Genomic DNA, 14,526 nt, shown 5'->3' with positions numbered 1-14,526 from the left:
GGCAGGCCGCTCAGGCAGGCCGCTCAGGCAGGCCGCTCAGGCAGGCCGCTCAGGCAGGCCGCTCAGGCAGGCCGCTCAGGCAGGCCGCTCCGCTGCACTGCACGGATGCCCGCTCGCATGGACCACTCCACCGCGCTGCATGGATGGGCCGCTCAAGCACGCTGCTCCGCCGCACCCGCACAGACGGGCCGCTCGCACGAACCACTCGGACGGACACCGGGGCCTGGGCGATGGTCATGGCCCTCGCCCAAGCCCTGACCGGTGGTCAGTCCAGCGAGATGTAGAGCCGCTTGCCGGTCGGGCGGAAGCCGACCCGTTCATAAACCCGCCACGAGTCCTGGCCCGAGGCTTCCAGCCAGGCGACGTCGGCACCCGCGTCGAACAGGCGGCTGGTTACGGCCGCGGTGATCGCCGCGGCCAGGCCACGACGCCGGTAGGCAGGACGGACGGCGATGCCGCCGATCTCGCTCACCCCGTCGTTCGGCGGAACCGCCTGGCCGCCGCCGACGCAGGCGCGGTCGCGGTCGCGGTCGCGGTCGCGGTCGCGGTCGCGGTCGCGGTCGCGGTCGCGGTCGCGGTCGCGGTCGACGGCCATGATCGCGATGCCGCCCGCGGCCTGTTGGCGGGCGACGCGGTCGGCGTCGGCTGTGGTGGCGGTCGGCTCGCCGCCGAAGGCCTCGTTCTGCACGGTGACCAGCGCGACGCGCTGTCGGTCGGTGGCTGGTTCGATCAGGTGGAAGCCGTCGGGGACCGGTGCCGGCTCGAACGATGCGGTGGAGCAGACGAGGTAGTCGTGCCGCTCCTCCACCTCGAAGCCCGCCTCGATCAGCAGCGCTTCGAGGCCGGGGGCGCAGCTGGTGACGTACTCCAGGCGGGGTTTCCGACCGGCGTCACGGAAAGCCGTCACCAGGTCGGCGACGTCCGTCTTGGTGATGGCGACGCCGGGCTGCGGGGTGGCGTAGTTGATGTGCGGGCTGCCGGTGCCGGGATCCAGACCGAGAACGAACGGCCCGGTTTCGAGAGCGGCCGGCCGCCTCGAGAGGTTGGCGACGACGGACAGTTGGATACGAGAATCCATGAGCAAGGTGAACCTCTGAGCATGATGAGAAGACGTTCGCGGACGAAGACACGTCGGGCCGCTGAACGGGCAGTCGAATCAGCGCGCGCCGGCCGGACCGGCGGCGTCGCGAATCCCTCAGGCGGCCGCTGGGCGCACCGAGATCACAGGCGTCATTCCCTCATGCAAAGCACACACGCGAGCTGCGTGGAACCATCGCAGGCTGCCACCGTGCCGAACCGACCGTCAAGCGAATATCGCCACCCCGCTCACTCAGATTCGCCTTGCAGGTGCTCGACCAAGCCAAGCAAGGCACGGCACGGCACGGCTCCGCTCGCTCGGCACGGCTTGGCACTGCACGGCCCCGCTCGCTCGGCTCGGCTCGGCTCGGCACGGCTGCGCTCGGCACGGCACGGCTGCGCACGGGCACGGCACGACACGGCTGCGCACGGCACGGCACGACACGGCTGCGCACGGGCACGGCACGGCACGACACGGCTGCGCTCGGCTCGGCTCGGCACGGCACGGCACGGCTCGGCACGGCACGGCTGCGCACGGCACGCCCGCGCACGGCACGGCACGGCACGGCACGGCACGAAATCGTCCTGTCAACGCAGGATCGTGTCGACCGCGTCGCTCAATTGCGGGCCGTGCGTGGTGCCGGGGGCGACGAGCAGAGCGGGCATGCCGACCGCGCGCGCTCCGGCGACGTCAGCGACGGGGTTGTCACCCACCATCCACACGTGCGGCGGTCGGCCGAGCTGGTCGAGAACGTGCAGGAAGAACCGCGGGTGCGGTTTTTCCCAGCTCACGACGGCGGAGCTGAAGACGGCATCAACGGCGTCCGCCAACCCGAGGTCGTGCAGCAGCTGTTCGAGCTCGGGCACGTGATTGCTGACGATCACGTTGCGGCAACCCGCTCGTCGGAGCCGCCCCACGCAGGAAGCCGCCTCGGGAAAGACCACCCACTTCTGCGGGGTCGGAGAATCGGTGCCGCACCAGACCGGCGGCAGCTCCTGCCGTTTCCGCGCTCACGCCGGCAGCAGTCAGCGCATCCCCCAGTACAGCTTGCAGCGAAGCCCACCAGTCATCGGGATCCGCGAGGTGGTGGTGACTCCGCTGATGGTCGTGCCAGGGAAACCCGGCTCGCAGGTGGGGACGAAGATCCATCACCGTCAGCTCGGCCGGCTGCCCGGACGCCTCGGCCAGGCACTCGATCAGACAGCCACTCCACATGCCCGGCCGGAACGCCAAGGTGCCCTCGAAGTCCCAGAGCACCACCCGATCAAGCACGTGGTCATCATCGACCACGACGCCCCGTGGCCACGCCCCCCACGGCTACTGCGCGACAACCGCAGGGACCCGGACATGCCCGTCCAAGCCGGGGCACGCAGGAGCGACCACCCCGGCGCGAGCAGGGACGACCGCCCGGACAGGAGCGACCACCCCGGCGCGAGCAGGGGCGACCGCCCGCGCAGGGGCGACCGCCCCGGCGCGGGCATGGGCGGTCGAGGCCGGGGCGGTCGCGGATCGAAGGGTCAGGCGGCTGTTGTGCTCCACATGGCGGTGAAGGCGGCGGCCTCGCCGGCCAGCCAGGTTTCGATGTCGGCGGGCTTGGCGGACGGGTCTAGGCGGTGGACCTCGCCGCGGCGCAGGTCGACCAGGACCGGCTCGGCGTTGGGCAGGATCTGGTCCATGTGGCGGGCCATCAGGTGGAGCATCGCGGTGGTGGCCTCGGGGGTGGGCGGCAGCTCGTCGAAGTGCAGGCGTACGGCCTCGCGGCGGCCGTCCTCGTAGCGGAGCCCGAAGTGGGGGTTGATCTTGACCACCAGCGGGCCGACCGAGGCGAGGGCGTCGCGGGTCTGGGCCAGGCCGACCTGCTCGGGGTCGCCGAGGGAATCGAGGTAGGTCTTGGCGCCGGCGCTGACCGACTCGTAGAGCGGCTTCCACCGTTCCTTGACGAGGTCGACCACGCCGGACAGGTAGCTGCCGCCGGTGCGGAAGGCGATGTCGGCCTTGAGCGCCTTGACGAGCTGGCCGTGCGGGTTGAAACCGGACCGGCGCTCGCGGGCCTTGCGCAACCCGCCGACGAACGTGGCCTTCGCCGGGCCGGTGCGGGTCACGTACCGGGTGAAGCCGAGCATGGTCGCGTAGGGCGGGATGACGGGCACGGGATTGGTCGAGGGGACAGTCCGAACGGGCGCGGTCACGTCGATCTCCTAACTGGCCCAAATCTGACATTCGACGCACCGGACACGCCGAAGATCAGCAGCTCACAGGCCCTTTTCGTACATACATTCTAATCGACGGGTACGACATTCCCAAGCCGCCGGAGGCTCGCAGCTGCGACGTCCTCGCGCGCGGTTTCGGGGCCCGGCCACGGGGGTCAGAGGAGCCCGGCCACGGGGGTCAGAGGAGCCCGGCCACGGGGGTCAGAGGAGCCCGGCCACGGGGGTCAGAGGAGGGCGGCCGGCAGGACGAGGGCGGCGAATCGGAGCAGACGTCCGGCGAGGCAGGTGAGGGCGAATTCCGAGGCGCGAAGGTCCGCGGCGCCGGCAGCCAGGCTGACCAAGGCCAGCGGTGGGAGCCCGACCGCGGCCGAGACGAACACGGTCGGCAGGCCGGTGCGGCGGCGGGAGAGCCAGCGCCGCACCGGCTCGGCCCAGCGGGCGGCCCGGGCCTGCGCGCGAGGTCGCTTCAGCCGATGGGTCAACCGGCCCGTTCCGTGCCGCGCGGCTTCGAACAGGACCACCTTGCCGGCGGTCTGCCCGAACGCCAGCAGGACGATCACGATTACGGCGTGGCCGGTGCGGTGCCCGGCCAGCACGGCGTACGCCTCGGCGTTGACGACCGGCACGAGCGCGGAGGCGAACCCGTACCCGAGCGTCGTCAGCGACTCGACGAGGCCGGTCACGCCCGGCCGTCCCGGTCGAGCAGCCGGGCCACCGCTACGGCGGACCACAGCTTGACCCCGAGGACGGCGAGCGCGACGACCAGCGCCACCTGGTACTGCCCGATGGCGACGGCGCCGATGACCCCGGCGGTGTTGGCCGCCTTGGCCGGCATCGACCAGTTCAGGGCCCACACGCGCCGGTCGACCCGGTGGAAGTGGTTGGGACTGATCACGGGCCAGCACAGGAAGGCCAGCGAAAGCATGGTGTCCAGCACCATGAACGAAGGCAGGAAGACCAGGGCCACGACAGCGACCTCGGGCATGAGCGCGACCAGGCCCACGCACAGCACGGCCGTACACGCGCGGTCGCTCACGATGTCGAGGACAGCGCCGGCCCGGGTTTCCTGGTCGAGCAGGCGGGCGGCCAGGCCGTCGAGCATGTCGCCCAGCCAATAGACGCCGTACGCCACGACGAGCAGGAGCATGGAGCCGGAGACCGCAGCGGCGACACCGAGCGTGACGGCGGCCAGCGTACGGACGACGGTGACGCCGTTGGCCACGGTCAGGAACGGGCCGAGCCGGAGGGTGGTGCGGGAGTCGACGAGAGTCATTCCTGCACGGTCGTATTACGGGGGCGCCCGGCGGAACGGGCCGCCGTACCGGTCGGCGCGCGTATCCGGTACGGCGGTGCCGGGTCGTCCAGTACCCAGGGCCCTGCCGGTGAGCGCGCCGATCACCGAGACTGAACGAGTGGAGCGCGTAAGAAGGGTCGCCGACGGAGCGGCCGCCCTGATAGTCGTCGTCGTCATCGTGACCGTCGATGGGGGCGTGTCCGTGCCGACGGGTTGGTTGTGGTTCGTGTTTCCCGCCGGCGCCGCGGCCGTGGCCGTGCTCCGCCGCTACCGGGCGCTCATCTTCGCGGCCTGCGCTGCCTTCGTGGCCTCGGTGAGCACCGTCGAGTCGGCTCAGCTGGGCCTGGCGGCAGCGGCCCTCGTCTTTCTCTCGACCGGCTCGGATCCGGCCCGGCGGCCCTGGCTGGGGTGGGCCGGAGGTTTGGCCGGCGCCGCCGGCTCCTTCGCTCTCGCTCTGGTGCAACAGCGAGGACCGTACGAGCAGCTGTTCCTCCTCGTCGGGGTCGGCTACCTCCTGGCGGCGCTGTTGCGATCGTGGGCCCGGGCCTCCGCCGTCACCCGGGAGGCGGCCGCGCTGCGGGGTCACACGGCCTGGCTCGAACAGCGCACCAACCTGGCCCGCGAGCTGCACGACGTGGTCGGCCACCACGTCACCGCGATGGTCGTCCAGGCAGAGGCCGGCCAGCTCGGTCCCGACCCGGCCGCCGCGCTCCGGAGGATCGCCGACAGCGGCCGCACCGCCCTGCGCGACCTCGACACGCTCGTCGTGCACCTGCGCGACCCGGGCGCCGAGATCTCGGTGAGCCAACCGCCACGCCTGTCCGACATCGACGAGCTGCTCGCTCAGCCGCTGCGCCAGTCGGGCGTGGCGGTGAACGTCCGGCTGGACGCCGAGCCGGGTCTGGACGAGGCCGGCGCGCTGGCCGCGTACCGCATCACCCAGGAGGCCCTCACGAACGTCGCCCGGCACGCCGGAGCCACTGCCGCCTGGGTCGAGCTGGTGCGCGTCGGCGCCGGCGCCCGCCTGCGGGTCAGCGACGACGGCATCGGGCCGCCCCGGGCGCCCGTACGCGGCTCGGGTCTGCTCGGCATCGCGGAGCGGGTGAGCTCGCTCGGCGGCAGCTGGGGACTGCACCCGCGGCCCGGTGGCGGCACGCTGCTGGAGGTCTGCCTGCCGGTGGCGCGACCGTGATCCGGGTCGCGATCGCCGACGACCAGGAGCTGGTGCGCGACGGCTTCAGCCTGATCCTGCGCTCGCAGCCGGACATCGAGGTCGTGGCCGAGGTCGCCGACGGCAGGCAGCTCCTCGACGCCGTACGCCGGGACCCGCGCATCGATCTCGCCCTGGTCGACATCCGCATGCCGGTCCTGGACGGCCTGCAAGCCACCCGCGAACTGGCCGGGATCCCGCACGCTCCGGCCGTCATCATCGTCACCACCTTCGACGACGACGCGTACGTCCTGGACGCCATCGCCTCCGGAGCGCGCGGGTTCCTGCTCAAACGGAGCAGCGCCCGCGAGCTGATCGCCGCGGTGCGAGCCGTGTCGGCCGGCGAGGCGATCCTGTCGGCGGAGGTGACCGGGGCGGTGCTCGACCGGGTTCGCTCGACCGGCCCGGCGACCAGCGTCGAGCTCACGTCCTTCCGGCTGACCGCCCGGGAGACGGACGTGCTCACGCTGATCGGTTCGGGGCTCAACAACGACGAGATCGCCCGGCAACTCCACCTCTCCATGAGCACGGTCAAGACCCACGTGGCCAATGTGCTCGCCAAGACCGGCAGCCGCGATCGCGTACGAGCCGCCATCCTGGCCATCCAGGCCGGCCTGCCGCGATGACGCCGCTTCGTTAGGCTGCGTCCGTGGCTGTCGACATGGTGCAGCGAATCGCCGCCCGCGAGCCGGTCAACGGCATCCGCATCGTCGGGGTCGACGGACCCAGCGGCTCGGGCAAGAGCCACCTCGCGGGCGAGCTCGCCGCGGCGCTGGGGGCGCCGATCATCGAGATCGACGACTTCGTCTCGTGGGGCGACTTCGCCGGGTGGTGGCCGCGCTTCGACGCTCAGGTGCTGACGCCGCTGCTCCGCGGCGAGGACGCCGTCTTTCAGGCCCGGGACTGGACGGACTGGCACGGCGACCGGCTCGGTGGGTGGAAGACCCAGCCGTGGGCGCCCACCGTGATCTTCGAGGGCGTGACCTGCACCCGGCGCGAGACGGTGGGACGTCTCGCGTACGCGATCTGGGTCGAAGCGCCCGCGCCGATGCGCCTGGCCCGGGGCATGCGCCGGGACACCGATTTCGACGACAAGGAACAGCTCTGGCGCAAGTGGATGGTCGAGGAGGAGGCGTTCTTCGCCGCCGACGGCACCCGCGAACGCGCCGATCTGATCGTCGACACCACCGGCCACGGCTGATGACGAATCCCTGGCTCGCGGAGCCCATGCCGGCCGGGCGCCTGCCCCGGGAACGACTCGACGAGCGCATCCTCAACCTGCTGTCGTCGCAGAACATGTGCGTGCTGGCCACCACCGGCGACGACGGGCCGCTGGCCACGCCGGTGCGCTACTACCCGCTCGGCTTCGCGGTCATGTTCACCGCCTCGCCCCGCTCGCCCAAGATTCGCAACATCGCGGCCGACCCGCGCGTCTCGGTGGGCGTCTTCGCGCCGCTGGCCGGCCTGGCCAGCAGCCGCGGCGCGCAACTCTTCGGGCGGGCCCGCGTGCTGTCCGGCGACGATCCCGATCGGGCGCGCTACTGGGCGGCGTTCCGCTGGGAGAACGAGCACGCCGAGCAGGGCCGCCCGATCACGGAACCGCCGCGCGACACCCTTGTGGTCATCGAGCCCGACCGCATCGTCTACACCGAACACTGGCTGCGCCGCGAGGGCTTCGCCGCCCGCCAGTTCTGGCGGCGCCCATGAGACAGGATCCCATCAAAATACTTCCGTACGACGTGAGCTGGCCCGACGCCTTCGAGCAGCAGCGCGCCCGGATCGAGCCGGCCCTGCTCCCCTGGCTGACCGGCCCGGTCGAGCACATCGGCAGCACGGCCGTGCCCGGTCTGGCCGCCAAGCCGATCATCGACATGCTGGCCCGCATCGACTCCTACGACGCGGACGGCATCAAACAGACCATGAACGCCATCGGCTGGGTGCACGCCCCCGAGCCCGGCGACGCCGACGCCCGCAAGTGGTCGTTCTGCTTTCCGGACGCTGCCTGGCGCACCCACCACCTGCACATCTACGAGAACGCCTCGAACCACTGGCCGCGTCTCCTGGCCTTCCGCGACCACCTTCGTACGCATCCCGGGGACGCCGCCGAGTACGCCCGCCTCAAGCAGGCGCTGGCCGCGGACGACGACCGGGACCGCCCGCGCTACCGGGCGGGCAAGGCCCCGTTCATCGACCGGCTGTCGTGATCGTCCGCCCGCGGCGCGACGACGACCTCGACCGCTGTGTCGAGGCCCTGCGGCTTGTGCACGAGGCCGACGCGTACCCGCTGAACTGGCCCCGCGACCCGCGAGCCTGGCTGGCCCCGGCCGACGCCGCCTGGGTCGCCGAGGCGGCTGACGGCACGATCGCCGGCCATGTCGCCGTACGGGAAAATGAGCTCTGCCGCCTCTTCGTCGTTCCCGGCGAGCACCGCGGCGCCTCGGTCGGCCGTTCCCTCGTCGATCAGGCGAAGTCCTGGGCGGCCGAACGCGGCAGCGGCCTCACGCTGAACGTCGTCGACGAACAACGCTCGGCCGCGGTGGCGTTCTACGAGGCCACCGGCTGGCACTTCACACACGTCTCGGACGCCGACTGGTCGGGGCCGGACGGCCGCCCCGTCCGGCTGCGCTACTACAAGTACGGCTGATGCCCGGCACAATCGGGCGCCTCAGCTGGATCTGAGCTTCCGGACGCCGCCGCGGACGATTACCGCCTGGTCGTCGCGGATCGGGACGAAGTCGTACCGGTCGCCTTCCGCGGCGATGATCCGCGAGTAGAGCTCCGCGCGCCCGCGGTTGGCGTGGGACAGGGGATAGAAGGGCGGCCGCCACCTCGTCGGGCGTCGCCGGCTCCAGGTCGAGGCGACGCACCGCGAGTCCTTCGGCCGTCATTGCCGTCTCGGCGACGTCGACCCAGGGTGTCTGCGGCATGGGGTTGCCTGCCGTCGGGATCAGAAGGGCTCGCCAGGGCCGGTCGGTCAGGGCATCGAGCCAGCCGGCCAGGGCGCCGAGGAACAGATCCATCGCGGCATTATGGCGGGAAAGGCGAGGGCCCGGCCGGGTGGCCGGGCCCTCGATGTCAGCGGTTGATCAGCGGGCTGGATGGACGACTGCGGCGGCGCCGGAGCCTCGGCGGGCCGGTTCGGCTGAGGCTATGAAGCCGCCGTTTCGGGTGAACTCGATGGCTGTGGCGGCGCCCAGTTCGGGGACGTCGGCTGCGAAGGTGTGGCCCAGCGCGGTCAGGGACGGGCCGTAGGTCGTACGGAAGGCCGGCTCGGCCTGGATTCCCGCGGTGTTGCGCTGGGAGGCGCGGGGAGCGGCCATGGCCTGCGGCAGGGACTGGCCCAGGACCACGCGGTTGAGCAGGATCTGCAGGACCGTGGTGATGATGGTGGCGCCGCCGGGAGAGCCCAGGGCGAGGAACGGCTTGCCGTCCTTGAGGACGATGGTGGGGGACATCGAGCTGCGCGGGCGCTTGTTGGGGCCGGGCAGGTTGGGGTCGGCCGCGGGGGCCTGGGTGTTGGTGAAGTTGAAGTCGGTGAGCTCGTTGTTGAGCAGGAAGCCGCGGCCGGGGACGACCATGGCGTTGCCGCCGGTCTGCTCGATCGTGAACGTGTACTCGACGATGTTGCCCCAGCGGTCGGCCACGGTCAGGTTCGTTGTGCTCTGGCCCTGCTCGGTGGGGCCACCCACCTTCGCCGGGGTGCAGGCCGAGTCGTTCAGGTTGCCGGGCGGGACGGGCTTGGTGAGCGCCTTCGCCGGGTTGATCTGACAGGCGCGCTGCTTCGCCCATTCGTCCGAGATGAGCTTCTTGACGACCGGCTGCGGGGTGTACGCGCCGACGTAGCGGTTGCGGTCGGCGAACGACAGCGCCGTCGCCTCGAGGTAGTAGTGCAGCGCCTTGGTGACGTCCGACTTGGACAGACCGGCGGTCTCGAGGATGTTGAGGGCCTCGCTCACGGCGATGCCGCCGCTGGACGGGGTGTTCATGCCGTAGACGGTGAGGTCACGGAACGTCGACCGGGTCGGTGCGGGGTGGCGCAGGTCGTAGCGGGCCAGGTCGGACAGGGTCAGTGTGCCGGGGCGGATGGGGTAGGCCCAGGCCCCGACCGGCGTGGACGAGACCGGCGGGTTCTGCACCGTGCGCACGATGTCCCGCGCGACCGCGCCCCGGTAGAGGACGTCGGTGCCCTGGCGGGCGATCAGGCGGTAGGTGTCGGCCAGGTCGGGGTTGCGCTGGATCGAGCCGACCGCCGGCGGCTGACCGCCGGGCAGGTACAGCGCCTTGGTGGAGTCGAACTGGCCGAAGGGGGCCGCGTTGTCGGCGATCTGCTGGCGGAACGTGGCGTCGACCGGGAAGCCGCGGTCGGCGACCTTGGCCGCCGGCTGGAGCAGGCTGGCCAGCGACCTGGTGCCCCATTTCTTGGTGGCGGATTCCCAGGTGGCGAGGGTGCCGGGTGTGCCCACCGAGAGGCCGGAGACGCGGGCCTCGGCGAAGTCGTACGGGAGGCCGTCGGCCGGGTCGATGAAGTGGGTCTCCTTCATCGTGGCGGGGCCGGACTCGCGGCCGTCGATGGTCTGGACGCTGCGCTTGCGGGCGTCGTAGTAGACGAAGAAGCCGCCGCCGCCGATGCCGGCCGAGAACGGCTCGGTGACGCCGAGGGTGGCCGCCGCCGCGACCGCCGCGTCGACCGCGTTGCCGCCGCGGCGCAGCACGTCGATGCCGACGGCGGTGGCGGTCGGGTCGACCGTGGACACCGCGCCGCCGTACCCCGTCGCCGTCGGGCCGAGAGCCGGAGCGGAACCACCGCCGGCGAAGGCCGGTGAGGGCGCGACGAGCAGCGCCCCGGAAAGAGTTAACACGCCTAGGACCGGGCGAATCCGCATTGATCCTCCGAAGATGTAGCGCAGAGCGTTCCGTCTATCTCTGCCTACCAGATCCGCCGGTGTTGCGCTGCTCGAGCCACGAAAGCAGCACCACGATGACGTCAGGAATGCGCCGCCCAGGTGGCGAACATGTCCGCGTACCGGCCGCCGGCGGCGACCAGTTCGGCGTGCGAGCCGGTCTCGACGATGCGGTGGTCGTCGACCACGATGATGCGGTCGGCTCGCATCGCCGTCGACAGGCGATGGGCGACCAGGATTGCCGTACGGCCATCGAGCAGGGCGTCCAGGGCGGCCTCGACCCGCAGCTCGGAGCGCAGATCCAGGCTCGAGGTCGCCTCGTCGAGCACAACCACCCGCGGCTCGGCCAGGAAGGCGCGGGCCAGCGCGAGCAGCTGCCGCTCGCCGGACGACACGGACTGACCGCGTTCGTGCAGCGGGGTGTCCAGGCCCTCGGGTGAGCGTTCGACCAGCTCGCGCAGTCCGACCGCGTCGACGGCCGCCCAGATCTCGTCGTCGGTGGCGGCGGGACGGGCGAACGCGATGTTGTCGCGCAGCGAGCCGGCGAACAGGAACGGCTCCTGCGGGACGACGCCGATCTGGGTGCGCAGCGACGACAGGGTGACGTCGCGCAGGTCGTGACCGTCGATCAGGATGCGGCCGGCCGACGGGTCGTAGAAGCGGGTCACCAGCTTGGCCAGCGTCGACTTGCCGGCGCCGGTCGGGCCCACGCAGGCGACTGTCTCGCCGGGCGCGATATGCAGGGCCACGCCTTCGAGCACGGGCCGGTCGGGTAGGTAGCCGAAGGTGACGTCGTCGAAGACGATCTCGCCGCGGACCGGGGGAAGCGCAGCCGCCCCCGGTTTCTCAGCGACAGCGGGAGTGAGAGCCAGCAAGCCGCGGATCTTGCCGATGGCCGCCTTGCCCTGTTGGTACTGCGTGTAGAGCTGGACGAGTTGCTGCACCGGCTGGAAGAAAGAGTTGATGTAGAGGACGAAAGCGGTCAGCTCGCCGATCGTGAGCGTGCCCCGCAGCACCATCCGGCCGCCGATCAGCAGCAGCACGGCCATCGCGATCAGGCCGATCACCGACGTGCCGGGACCGTAGACGGCGTTGATCCGGCCGGTGAAGTCGTTGGCGTCGCGGTAACCGCCGACGACCTCGCGGTGGGCGACGACGTTGCGGTCCTGCCGGTTGTGGGCCGTCACCACTCGTACGCCGTTGAGGCTCTCGGCGAGGTCGGCGAACATGGCGGCGATCGCGTCGCGCTGGCGGTTGTACCCGCGGTCGGCCGCGTGCCGGAACCACAGTGAGGCGACGGTCAGCGGCGGCACGACCAGCACCAGCGTGATCAGGGCCAGCGTGGGGTTGTAGTGGAACAGCAGCCCGGTGACGACGACCATGGTCAGGCCCTGGATGAGGAACTGCGCGAAGCCGTCCTGGAGCAAACTCTGCAACGACTCCACGTCGGAGGTCATCCGGGTCATGGTGACGCCGGCCTTCTCGCGGGTGTAGTAGTCGAGCGACATCCGCTGCAGGTGGGCGAAGATGCGGACGCGCAGGTCGCGGGTGGCGGCCGCGGCGAGCAGGCCGCTCTTGCGCATGCGGATGGCGGTGGCCAGGCCGGTGAGCAGCACCGCGGCTACGAAGCAGAGGGTGGCGACGATCAGCACGCGCAGGTTTCCGGCGGCTACGCCGTGGTCGATTCCCACCTGTACGAGGTAGGGCCCGGCCTGCAGCAGCAGGGTCTCGACCAGGATCGCGATCGACGCCGCGAGCAGCAGGCCGGGCCGCCCGATCAACAGGCGGCTCAGTGAGATCCTGCCCCCCGAGTCGCCCACCGGGTCGAACGCCACACCCGGGTCGCCATGGGAGGGCTCGCGCGATTCGAGCTTCGCCACACCCGCCTGCAGGTCCTCCGGAATGCCGGCGAAGGGCAGTCCGTTGCCCTTGCGCCCGGCCGCGCCCATGGTCGGCCGGCCACCGACGTTGAAGCCCCCGAAGCCGCCTCCGAACATGCTCATTTCGCGGCCACCCCCGCATCAGCCGCGCGCGCGGAGGAATGGGGTGGGGAGTCGGAGGAGATCGTTGCCGCCAGCACCTGCGCATACCGCGGCTCCGATTCGAGTAGCGAGGCGTGGGTGCCGTCGGCGATCACACGGCCCGCTTCCATCAGCACGACCCGGTCGGCCAGGCCGATGGTCGAGAGTCGGTGGGCGACGATGAGCGTCGTGCGTCCGCGCATCTGATCGCGCAGCGAGGCGTGGATGCGTTGCTCCACGGTGACGTCGATGGCGCTGGTGGCGTCGTCGAGCACCAGCACGGGCGGGTTGACCAGCAGCGCCCGGGCGATAGCGACCCGCTGCCGCTGCCCGCCGCTGAGCGTGTAGCCGCGCTCCCCCACGACCGTGTCGTAGCCGTCGGGCAGGTCCCGGATGAACTCGTCGGCGCCGGCCGCCACCGCCGCCGCGATGACCTCGTCGCGGGTGGCGTGCGGTTTCCCGTACGCGATGTTGTCGTGCAGGGACAGCGAGAACAGGAACGGCTCGTCGGGCACGATGCCCACCTGTTCGCGCAGGGACGCCAGCGACAGCGAGCGCACGTCGTGCCCGTCGATCGTCACCCGCCCCTCGGTGACGTCGTAGAACCGAGCCGCCAGCCGGCCGAGCGTCGACTTGCCCGACCCGGTGCCGCCGACCACGGCGACCGTCTCCCCCGGGCGTACGCGCAGATTCAAGCGGTCGAGGGCCGGGGTGCCGTTCGGGTAGGCGAAACTGACGTTCTCGAACGCGAGGTCACCGCGCAACGGCACGACGAGCGGATCGGGCCCGTCCACGACCTCGCTCGGCGTATCGAGGATCTCGTAGATGCGGCGGGCCGACGCCGACGCCCGCTGCCCCATCATGATCATCATGCCGAGCATCCGGAACGGCGGCTGGAGCATCAGGACGTACGAGTTGAAGGCGACGATCGTGCCGACCGTGGTGCTGCCGTCGATCACCATGTAGCCGCCGACCAGCAGCACCAGCGCCAGCCCGAGCCGGGGCAGGTTGTCGAGCAACGGATTCCAGCGGCTGCGGATGCGCGCGTCCTGGCGGTAGGCCCAGCGGACGCGGTCGGCGCTCTCGGCCAGCGCGCGCAGCTGCCGGCCCTCCGCGGCGAACGCCTTCACGATGCGTACGCCCTGGATGTTCTCGTCGACGACGGTGGCCAGCTGGGCCAGGCGGGCCTGGATCATCCAGGACACCGGGAAGATCGCCTTGCGCATCGTCACGCCGAGGATCCCGATGACCGGCATGGTGGCCATGGCGACGATCGCCAACGGCACGTTGATCGAGAGCATCAGTCCGAAGGCGACCACCGCGATCAGGCACTGGACCAGGATCGACGGGCCGAACGACAGGTACATCTGCACGGCGCGGATGTCGGAGCCGGAGCGCGACATCAGCTCGCCGGTCTGCACCCGGTCGTAGAAGCCGAACGGCATGCGGACGAGGTGGGTGTAGACGATGTTGCGGAGGTCGTACTCGAGCTCGTAGGCGGTGCGCAGCAGGTAGAGCCGGGCCGCGAAGTTGATCAGGCCTTGCAGCAGGGCGAAGCCGACGATCCACCAGACGTACGTGCCGAGCTGAGCCGTCCGGTCGACGATGGCCCGGTCGATGCCGATGCGGACCAGGTTGGGGATCTGCACCTGCACGATCAGGCCGGCGAACGAGAGCACGAGCGACGTGATCAACAGCGCCCGATGAGCCTTGACGAGGGGTAGCGCGCGGCGCAACCAGCTCTTGCCGACGTCCGGATCGATGGACGCCCGGGGTGCGCGGCGGCTCAACGGCGCCTCCTGAGGTGACGAT

At 71.2% G+C, this 14,526-nt stretch carries 14 protein-coding genes; 6 read left to right on the top strand and 8 right to left on the bottom strand.

The annotated features are described in order from the left end of the window. Positions 1-265: 265 nt before the first annotated feature. The 5 genes from KXC43_RS21205 to KXC43_RS21185 all read right to left on the bottom strand — a co-directional run bounded on the left by KXC43_RS21205 (position 266) and on the right by KXC43_RS21185 (position 4,561). Positions 266-1,078 (bottom strand): GNAT family N-acetyltransferase, encoded by an 813-nt coding sequence (locus KXC43_RS21205; protein WP_221377834.1) that lies wholly within the window; start codon positions 1,076-1,078, stop codon positions 266-268. Positions 1,079-1,665: 587 nt separating this feature from the next. After that, on the bottom strand, positions 1,666-2,022 hold the full coding sequence (locus tag KXC43_RS21200; RefSeq protein WP_308129179.1) for an HAD family hydrolase: 357 nt from the start codon (positions 2,020-2,022) through the stop codon (positions 1,666-1,668). A gap of 573 nt (positions 2,023-2,595) precedes the next feature. Beyond that, positions 2,596-3,201: a hypothetical protein gene (locus KXC43_RS21195; protein WP_221377854.1), complete on the bottom strand. Its 606-nt coding sequence runs from the start codon at positions 3,199-3,201 to the stop codon at positions 2,596-2,598. Between the two features lie 311 nt (positions 3,202-3,512). Next, on the bottom strand, positions 3,513-3,971 hold the full coding sequence (locus KXC43_RS21190) for a VTT domain-containing protein (RefSeq protein WP_221377832.1): 459 nt from the start codon (positions 3,969-3,971) through the stop codon (positions 3,513-3,515). Then, the gene (locus tag KXC43_RS21185) at positions 3,968-4,561 is read right to left on the bottom strand and encodes a CDP-alcohol phosphatidyltransferase family protein (RefSeq protein ID WP_221377831.1); all 594 of its coding nucleotides are present in this window, start codon (positions 4,559-4,561) and stop codon (positions 3,968-3,970) included. Before KXC43_RS21185 ends, KXC43_RS21190 begins: the two co-directional genes overlap by 4 nt. A 139-nt stretch (positions 4,562-4,700) precedes the next feature. On the opposite strand from KXC43_RS21185, the gene KXC43_RS21180 reads away from it, so the two are divergent. From KXC43_RS21180 to KXC43_RS21155, 6 genes are read left to right on the top strand one after another with little or no spacing between them, the layout of a single operon-like run. After that, positions 4,701-5,774 (top strand): sensor histidine kinase, encoded by a 1,074-nt coding sequence (locus KXC43_RS21180; RefSeq protein WP_221377830.1) that lies wholly within the window; start codon positions 4,701-4,703, stop codon positions 5,772-5,774. Continuing rightward, a complete protein-coding gene (locus KXC43_RS21175; protein ID WP_221377829.1) occupies positions 5,771-6,418 on the top strand; it encodes a response regulator transcription factor in 648 nt (215 codons plus the stop codon). The genes KXC43_RS21180 and KXC43_RS21175 overlap by 4 nt, the downstream gene beginning before the upstream one ends. A gap of 35 nt (positions 6,419-6,453) precedes the next feature. Continuing rightward, on the top strand, positions 6,454-6,993 hold the full coding sequence (locus KXC43_RS21170; protein WP_221377853.1) for a uridine kinase family protein: 540 nt from the start codon (positions 6,454-6,456) through the stop codon (positions 6,991-6,993). Further along, a complete protein-coding gene (locus KXC43_RS21165) occupies positions 6,993-7,499 on the top strand; it encodes a pyridoxamine 5'-phosphate oxidase family protein (RefSeq protein WP_221377828.1) in 507 nt (168 codons plus the stop codon). Before KXC43_RS21170 ends, KXC43_RS21165 begins: the two co-directional genes overlap by 1 nt. Next, complete coding sequence (locus tag KXC43_RS21160; protein ID WP_221377827.1) at positions 7,496-7,996, top strand: GrpB family protein; 501 nt, start codon at positions 7,496-7,498, stop codon at positions 7,994-7,996. Before KXC43_RS21165 ends, KXC43_RS21160 begins: the two co-directional genes overlap by 4 nt. Next, positions 7,993-8,436, top strand: a complete 444-nt coding sequence (locus tag KXC43_RS21155; RefSeq protein WP_221377826.1) for a GNAT family N-acetyltransferase — start codon at positions 7,993-7,995, stop codon at positions 8,434-8,436. The genes KXC43_RS21160 and KXC43_RS21155 overlap by 4 nt, the downstream gene beginning before the upstream one ends. A gap of 442 nt (positions 8,437-8,878) precedes the next feature. On the opposite strand, the gene ggt is transcribed toward KXC43_RS21155, so the two are convergent. The 3 genes from ggt to KXC43_RS21140 all read right to left on the bottom strand — a co-directional run bounded on the left by ggt (position 8,879) and on the right by KXC43_RS21140 (position 14,504). Further along, positions 8,879-10,675 carry a gamma-glutamyltransferase gene (ggt, locus tag KXC43_RS21150; protein WP_221377825.1) on the bottom strand — a complete coding sequence of 599 codons (1,797 nt, stop codon included), beginning with the start codon at positions 10,673-10,675 and terminating at the stop codon, positions 8,879-8,881. Between the two features lie 101 nt (positions 10,676-10,776). After that, the gene (locus KXC43_RS21145; RefSeq protein WP_221377824.1) at positions 10,777-12,696 is read right to left on the bottom strand and encodes an ABC transporter ATP-binding protein; all 1,920 of its coding nucleotides are present in this window, start codon (positions 12,694-12,696) and stop codon (positions 10,777-10,779) included. Further along, positions 12,693-14,504 carry an ABC transporter ATP-binding protein gene (locus KXC43_RS21140; RefSeq protein ID WP_221377823.1) on the bottom strand — a complete coding sequence of 604 codons (1,812 nt, stop codon included), beginning with the start codon at positions 14,502-14,504 and terminating at the stop codon, positions 12,693-12,695. Before KXC43_RS21140 ends, KXC43_RS21145 begins: the two co-directional genes overlap by 4 nt. Positions 14,505-14,526 lie beyond the last annotated feature (22 nt).

Source organism: Paractinoplanes polyasparticus (genome assembly GCF_019710575.1).
Classification (GTDB): domain Bacteria; phylum Actinomycetota; class Actinomycetes; order Mycobacteriales; family Micromonosporaceae; genus Actinoplanes; species Actinoplanes polyasparticus.
Note: the sequence above shows the minus strand (reverse complement) of the source record. Positions and strands in the feature narration are given on the sequence as shown.

Excerpts from the sequence above, each read along its gene's own strand:
- KXC43_RS21145 (WP_221377824.1), bottom strand. The coding sequence starts at position 12,696 with ATGAGCATGTTCGGAGGCGGCTTCGGGGGCTTCAACGTCGGTGGCCGG.
- ggt (WP_221377825.1), bottom strand. The coding sequence starts at position 10,675 with ATGCGGATTCGCCCGGTCCTAGGCGTGTTAACTCTTTCCGGGGCGCTG.
- KXC43_RS21170 (WP_221377853.1), top strand. The coding sequence starts at position 6,454 with ATGGTGCAGCGAATCGCCGCCCGCGAGCCGGTCAACGGCATCCGCATC.
- KXC43_RS21160 (WP_221377827.1), top strand. The coding sequence starts at position 7,496 with ATGAGACAGGATCCCATCAAAATACTTCCGTACGACGTGAGCTGGCCC.
- KXC43_RS21165 (WP_221377828.1), top strand. The coding sequence starts at position 6,993 with ATGACGAATCCCTGGCTCGCGGAGCCCATGCCGGCCGGGCGCCTGCCC.
- KXC43_RS21205 (WP_221377834.1), bottom strand. The coding sequence starts at position 1,078 with ATGGATTCTCGTATCCAACTGTCCGTCGTCGCCAACCTCTCGAGGCGG.
- KXC43_RS21195 (WP_221377854.1), bottom strand. The coding sequence starts at position 3,201 with ATGCTCGGCTTCACCCGGTACGTGACCCGCACCGGCCCGGCGAAGGCC.
- KXC43_RS21185 (WP_221377831.1), bottom strand. The coding sequence starts at position 4,561 with ATGACTCTCGTCGACTCCCGCACCACCCTCCGGCTCGGCCCGTTCCTG.